Raw genomic sequence first — 6924 nt, 5'->3', positions numbered from 1 at the left:
ATCTACCAGATCTCGACCCGCAACGGCCGGCGCATGTCGGCGGCGCGCGCTTTCCTGCGCCCGGCGATGAAGCGCGGGAATGTCCGCGTCGAGATGAAGGCGCTGGCGACAAAAATCCTGTTCGAGGGCAAGCGTGCCGTCGGCGTCGAATACCAGCAGAACGGCGAGATGAAGTCGGCGCGTGCGGGCCGCGAAATCATCCTGTCGGGCGGTTCGGTCAACTCGCCGCAATTGCTGCAGCTGTCCGGCGTCGGCCCATCCGCCCTGCTCAAAGGTCTGGACATCCCGATCGTCCACGCCAACGAAAATGTCGGCGCGCATTTGCAGGACCATGTCGGCATCAACTACACCTTCAAGGGCAAGCTGCCGACGCTCAACCAGACGCTGCGTCCCTGGTGGGGCAAGCTGCTGGTCGGCATGCAATACATCCTCACCCGCTCCGGCCCGCTGTCGCTGTCGATGAACAATGCCGGCGGCTTCTTCCGCACCGACCCTGCGGCGACGCGGCCCAACATGCAGCTCTATTTCCAGGCCTTCTCGACCGTCATTCCCAGGAGCGGCGAGCGCCCGATCCTGACGCCGGACCCATGGCCGGGCTTTTCCATCGGCCTGTCCAACTGCCGGCCGTCGAGCCGTGGCGAGATCATGATCCGCTCAGCCAATCCGCGCGACTACCCCAGGATAACGGCCAATGCCTACTCCACCAATGCCGATGTCGAGGAGATGCTGGCGGCGGTGAAATTCGTGCGCAAGATCGCCTCGATGCCTGCCATGGCCGAGATCATCGAGGAAGAGGTTTTGCCTGGTCCTTCAATCACTTCAGACGCCGATCTGATCCAGGATTTCCGGAAACGCTCGGGCACCGTCTATCACCCGGTCTCGACCTGCCGCATGGGGCCGGATCCCGCGCGCGCCGTCGTCGACCCGCGCCTCAAGGTGCATGGTCTGGAAGGTTTGCGCGTCATCGATGCCTCGATCTTTCCCGACAACATCACCGGCAACACCAACGCCGCCTCGATCATGACCGGTTGGAAGGGCGCCGAACTGGTTCTGGAGGACCAAGAATGAAGATCACCGACGTCAAGACCTGGGTTGTCGGCAATCCGCCGCCCGGCATCGGCGGCAAGTATTTCATTTTCGTCAAGCTGACCACCGACGGCGGCGTCGTCGGCTATGGCGAGGCCTACAACGCCACCTTCTCGGCCCATGTTACCGCCCGGATGGTCGAGGACATGGCCGAGCGCTATCTCGTCGGCCGCGATCCGCACGACATCGAGAACTTCTTCCGCCGCGCCTATTCCTCCGGCTTCACCCAGCGCCCCGACGTTTCCGGCATGGGCTGCTTTTCGGCGCTGGAAATGGCCTGCTGGGACATTATCGGCAAGGAAGCTGACAAGCCGGTCTACAAACTGCTCGGCGGCCAGGTGCACGAGACGCTGCGCTCCTACACCTATCTCTATCCGCACACCGGCAGCGTCCATTCCGAGGATGCGCACGGCAAGAACGTCTACAACGACCCCGATCTCGCCGCTGCCTGTGCGCTCGAATATGTCGAACAGGGTTTCAATGCCGTCAAGCTCGACCCGGCCGGCCCCTACACCGCCTTCGACGGCCATCAGCCGCGCCTCGTCGATATCGACCTGTCCACCCGCATGATCAAGGCGATCCGCGAGGCGGTCGGCACCCGCGCCGACATCCTGTTCGGCACGCACGGCCAGTTCACAGCGTCCGGCGCGCTGCGCATGGCGCGCGCCATCGAACCCTACGATCCCTTGTGGTTCGAGGAGCCGGTGCCACCTGATATGCCTGAGGTCATGGCCCAAGTGGCCCGCGCGACCTCGATCCCGATCGCCACCGGCGAGCGGCTGACGACCAAGTTCGAGTTCGCCCGCGTCATCGAGAACCGCGCCGCGACCATCCTGCAGCCGGACCTCGGCCGCTCCGGCGGCATCCTCGAGACCAAGAAGATCGCGGCGATGGCCGAGGCCTACCACATCCAGATCGCGCCTCACTGCTATTGCGGACCGATCGTGGGTGCGGCCAACATTCAGTTGGCGGTGACGCTGCCCAATTTCCTCATCCTGGAATCGCTGAAGCAGTGGGACGGCTTCCACGCCACGCTCTTGAAGAAGAAGATCGAGTGGCAGGACGGCAACGTGATCCCCTCGAAGGAGCCCGGCCTCGGAGTCGAGCTCAACGAAGCGGTCTGCGACGCGCACCCCTACACCGGCAAGGACCTGCATCTGCAGATGATGCAGACGCCGCTGATGCCGTGAGCGAAAGCTACGCCTTCATCGGTCTTGGCCATCTCGGCGGCAACCTTGCCGCCAGCCTGATCCGCAACGGCTTTGCCGTCACCGTCTTCGACCGCGATCCCGCCGCCGTCGAGCGCCTCGTTGCGCTCGGCGCCACGGCCGCGAACAGCCCCGCCGATGCCGCAGCACGGGCCGGCAACGCAATCTCCTGCCTGCCCTCACCCAAGGTCAGCGAGGCGGTGCTGGCCGGACCCGGCGGATTGCTGGAGGGCCTGCCCGCAGGCGGCACCTGGATCGAGATGTCGACCAACGGCCGCGACGAGATCCTCCACCTCGCGGCCCTCGCCTCGGCCAAGGGTATCGAGACGCTGGAATGCCCGGTCACCGGTGGCGTGCATCTGGCGGCAGCCGGAAAGATCACCGCGCTGGTCGGCGGCGATCCTGCGCTCTATGAACGTCATCGCCCCGCCATCGAGGCGATGTGCGCAAAATCGTTTCTGATGGGCCCGGTCGGCTCGGCGGCGGTGATCAAGGTGATCACCAACATGCTCGCCTTCATCCATCTCGTCGCCGCCGGCGAAGCATTGATGCTGGCCAGACAGGGCGGGCTCGACCTCGCCCAAGCCTATCACGCCATATCAGCCTCCTCAGGCAACAGCTTCGTCCATGAGACCGAAAGCCAGCTCATCCTCAACGGCTCCTACGACATCGGCTTCACCATGGACCTGGCGCTGAAGGACCTCGGCTTCGCGCTCGCCATGGGCGAACAGTCCGGTGTGCCGCTTGAGCTGGCATCGCGCGTCAACGCCATTTTTCAGCAAGGCAAGGCCGCCTATGGCGGCGGCGCCTGGTCGACCCAGATCGTCAAACTGTTGGAAGATGCCGTCGGCACCGACCTGCGCGCACCTGGTTTCCCGGCCAAGCTCGAACTCTGACGCCGGCTGGATATCAAACGATTTCAGAGCGTTGGCTGGATCGGCGGATCCATCTGAATCAATCTGTCAACGGCTTGATTCAGTATCTGAGCGTCAATGCACCGGGCAGGATCTCGAAGGTCGCGGGTATGCGTCCCGGCGACTCGCCGTCTATGTCGACCAGCGCGCCATTCTCTGACGCATCGCCGAGCGGTTCGACCACGACTTTCCTGCCGCGCAGGATGGTGATTGCAGGATGATTGCGATGCCGGCCGCCATAGAGCAGCCGGATGTCCCAGATCAGCTTCAGCTTGCCGGCCGCGCGCAGGATGACGATGTCGAACTGCCCGTCGGTCAGTTCCGCATCCGGCGCGACCATCATGCCGCCGCCGAAGAACTTTCCATTTGCCACCGCCACCAGCGCCATGCGCGCTTCGACGGGGACGCCGTCGTCGACCGTGATGCTGACCTCCTGGAAGCGGTAGCGGATGAACTCGACCACGGTGCGCCACAGGAACAGCGCCTTGGCCGACATCCTGCCCTTGCGCTTGTCGGCATTGACGGCGCGGTCAGTGGCGCCGGAAAGCCCCAGGCTGGCGATGTTGATGAAATGCCGGCTGGCCAGCGCGCCGTGATCGTCGACGTAGCAGATGCGTCCGACATCGACCTTGCGGGGCTTGGCTTCGGCGATCCGCTTCAGCACGGCATCGACCTTTTTCGGCAGCCCTAGCCCACGCGCGAAATCGATGCCGGTGCCGCATGGCAAGAGCCCAAGCTCGGTGGTCCGGCCGCTCTCCTGGGCCGCCTGCAGCAGCCCGTCGGCCACTTCGCTGGCGGTGCCGTCGCCGCCGGCCGCGATCACCAGGTCGAAGCCAATCATCGCGAGATCGATTGCCAGCCTTTCGGCGTCGCCTTCCGCTTGCGTCTCGCGCAGTTCGAATTCGCCGAAATACTTTCTCAGCGACACGGCGACATCAGGCCAATGCCGTTTCAGCCGGCCCCCACCGGCAATCGGGTTGAGAACCACTCCAACTTTCAAGCAACCCTCCCGCAAGGATTCGAGGCGCTCGGCGCCTCGAATCCTTTGCCGGCATTGAAGACCGCACCGGGCGGCAGGGCAAGGCCGAATGTCCGCCGATGAGGCCCATCGTGGCGGACAGGAAAATTTCGTTATCCCAGCTTGATCCCCGATAATCCCGTTATCCACAGGCCTCCGGCCATTCCCCAGGACCCTTACCCGGTGTACGTTAAACCCATCTCAGGCGGCTACCGATCATCAAGCCGAAAGGCGAAGTGAAAGGCGGATTTCCTGAGGCCCGTACGGCCCGAAGCGAGAGCAGGCTTGCCTGTTTCGAGGGACGGAGCCGAGACCTACGGGGCCGCGGAAAGCGTGCCAACGCCTACGGCGGACCGATGCTGCCATGAAGGACGGCAAAAACCTTCGATGGTGCGCAGGGCAAAGCTCGCAAGGGTGGAGACCGGCGTGGTCCCGAACGGACGCTGCTCTCGGGCGGCGGACTGGCAGGACCGTCAAAATCAAGGCCGGCAAGGCGCGACGACTTTACGGAAGTTGCTGCCGCGACCGTGTCCTGATCTGACAGGGAGGCGCTGGGAGAAATCCCGGCGCCGACTGCCTTTTTGCCCCTCGATATCCTTCGCCGGCGATCTCGCGGGCGCCGCTTCACCACGCGCTAAAATCGGTTAGTATCCCAGCGTCAGAGTCTGTTTTCAGGCGGACTCTTCGAGGGGGACACTTCATGACGCTCATCCAGAAGCTTGCCGTCGCCTATGCCTTCCTGTTCTTCGGCGTCGTCGCCATCGGCTACATACCGGCGTTCAACGACGCCGACGGCAATCTGTTCGGCCTGTTCTCGCTGCAATGGTATGACGACCTGCTGCACGCCTTCTCCGGCGTCTGGGCTCTGGCCGCCGCCTTCATCTCGCACCGCCAGGCGGTGTTCTATTTCAAGCTGTTCGGTTCGGTCTACCTGTTCGACGGCGTGCTCGGGCTGATCACCGGTTCCGGCTGCCTCGATGCCGGTATCTTCATCAACGGCTTCCGCTCCCTCAACGATATCGAATTCCCGGCCCGCTTCTTCGCCAACCTGCCGCACCTCGTCATTGGTGGCTTCGCCGTCTATGTCGGCTTCCGGCTGGCCAGGCGCATACACGAACACTTCGCCACGGCCTGATCGGCCATGTTCCTGTTCCGCTGGCTGAAGCGCATCATCAAGACGATCCTCTGGGTGATCGTCATCGTCATCCTCATCCCGATCGCCGGGCTGAGCTACGGCTTTCTGACGACGTCGTCGCTCGACAAGACGCCGCTGCCCGGAATTGCTGACGGCGCGCCGCCCAAGGCGCTGGCCGACAAGGCCCGCGCCGAGATCCTCGGCTACCAGCGGCCGGAGGAATCGACCTTCCTCACCTATCCGGAATGGGCGATCGTCTACGCCGCGCGCGAATATGCCGGCTTCGTCGACAAGGACCAGCCGAGCGGCTTCCCCTACTGGTCCTATGTCGGCCGCTTCTGGCAGGACTACGCCATGGTCATCCGCGCCAGTTCTCCCTACAAGTTCAACTACGCCAACCACCAGATGCTGGTCATCATCGGCACCAGCCACTCGATCGAGCATATATTGCAGTGGGCCTATGAGAACACGGTCGGCCGCATCACCGAGGCGACGACGGCCAAGCGCACCGCCGCCGACATCTATCAGGCCAAGGTGGCGGCGGACTATGCAGGGTTTCTCGACCAGGTGCCCTGGTATCAGTTCCCCTATGCCGACAAGCGCGCCGGCCTGTTTGCGGTGCAGTCGGCGCCGGGCGACAGTTCCATCCGCACCAGCGAACGCAAGCTCGCCTTCGGCCTCGCCGACACCATCAAGCAGGGCTATGCCGATCTGATCAAAAAGGCCCTCGCCGCCACGATGGACCCCGCCTTGCTCGACATCCACGTCTGGGCCAAGGGGCCGGTCGGCGAAGCCACCCGCAACGAGCCCGACACCTTGCTCGAACGCGACATGGGCGCTGACGGCACCATCTTCGTCACCAGGCGCTATCAGGTGTTCACCGAAGTGATCCCGCGCCTGATCGACAAGGGCGTCTCCTTCGTCGAGATCGGCGGCAATGACGAGATCATGGTCACCGTGCTCTCCACCGATACGATCGTCATCCCCGAAGGCATGCGCATCCTGTTCAGCTATCCGCTACCGGCCGATCAATCCACGCGCCGCACCGGCATGGTCGTCGCCGTGCGCAAGCTGCATCTCGTGCTGCCGGCGCTGATCAAGGCCGGCGCCAGGCTTGAACACGTCTACGATTACTGAGGCCTTTCGGCCAGGCCCGGCCAGGATCATGCATTTCCTGCGCTCCGCCATGCCCATTCCACAATCGCGGCCAAATCCTGCCTTGTTCGCGCGCGAAGGAATGGGAAGAAATGGAAGGGCTGCCGGGGGGCATCTCGAAGGGACAAGACCGTGATCAAGACCGCCCTTGTCGCCATGACCATAGTCGGCTGCGACTGCGACGCCAAGCTTTGCGAATATATCGGCGAGACGCCGGCCAAGTGGTCGACCGTCGCCGAGTGCGAAGCGGCGATGAAGAGCCAGATGCTGCACGAGCGCAATTTCAATTATCCGCTCGTCTCCGGCATCTGCCGCACGAAGGGTTCGTCGTCCTCCTCGCAACTGGCCGCGACCGCATCGCGCCCAGAACTGAAGCCCGCCAGCCGGGTCGTCAGAACCGAAAGCCCA

The 6924-nt window shown here is 63.7% G+C and carries 6 protein-coding genes and 1 pseudogene; 6 read left to right on the top strand and 1 reads right to left on the bottom strand.

Annotated elements, in window-relative coordinates; all coding sequences use genetic code 11:
- The 3 genes from EOD15_RS25080 to EOD15_RS25070 all read left to right on the top strand — a co-directional run.
- On the top strand, window positions 1-1068 hold a 1068-nt coding region (locus EOD15_RS25080), incomplete at its 5' end, for a GMC oxidoreductase (protein ID WP_127408941.1).
- The gene (locus EOD15_RS25075; RefSeq protein ID WP_127319663.1) at window positions 1065-2276 is read left to right on the top strand and encodes a mandelate racemase/muconate lactonizing enzyme family protein; all 1212 of its coding nucleotides are present in this window, start codon (window positions 1065-1067) and stop codon (window positions 2274-2276) included. The genes EOD15_RS25080 and EOD15_RS25075, both read left to right, overlap by 4 nt.
- Window positions 2273-3190: an NAD(P)-dependent oxidoreductase gene (locus EOD15_RS25070; protein ID WP_127319661.1), complete on the top strand. Its 918-nt coding sequence runs from the start codon at window positions 2273-2275 to the stop codon at window positions 3188-3190. The genes EOD15_RS25075 and EOD15_RS25070 overlap by 4 nt, the downstream gene beginning before the upstream one ends.
- 79 nt (window positions 3191-3269) lie before the next feature.
- On the opposite strand, the gene EOD15_RS25065 is transcribed toward EOD15_RS25070, so the two are convergent.
- Window positions 3270-4208 carry a diacylglycerol kinase family protein gene (locus tag EOD15_RS25065; protein WP_127319659.1) on the bottom strand — a complete coding sequence of 313 codons (939 nt, stop codon included), beginning with the start codon at window positions 4206-4208 and terminating at the stop codon, window positions 3270-3272.
- A gap of 718 nt (window positions 4209-4926) precedes the next feature.
- Here EOD15_RS25065 and EOD15_RS25060 point away from each other — a divergent pair.
- The 3 genes and pseudogenes from EOD15_RS25060 to EOD15_RS25050 all read left to right on the top strand — a co-directional run.
- Window positions 4927-5361 (top strand): hypothetical protein, encoded by a 435-nt coding sequence (locus tag EOD15_RS25060; RefSeq protein ID WP_127268292.1) that lies wholly within the window; start codon window positions 4927-4929, stop codon window positions 5359-5361.
- A 6-nt stretch (window positions 5362-5367) separates the two neighbouring features.
- Window positions 5368-6498: a hypothetical protein gene (locus EOD15_RS25055; RefSeq protein WP_127319657.1), complete on the top strand. Its 1131-nt coding sequence runs from the start codon at window positions 5368-5370 to the stop codon at window positions 6496-6498.
- Between the two features lie 150 nt (window positions 6499-6648).
- Window positions 6649-6924: pseudogene (locus EOD15_RS25050) on the top strand (hypothetical protein); the annotation flags it as partial.

It is taken from the genome of Mesorhizobium sp. M7A.T.Ca.US.000.02.2.1, assembly GCF_003996995.1.
Classification (GTDB): Bacteria; Pseudomonadota; Alphaproteobacteria; order Rhizobiales; family Rhizobiaceae; genus Mesorhizobium.
Note: the sequence above shows the minus strand (reverse complement) of the source record. Positions and strands in the feature narration are given on the sequence as shown.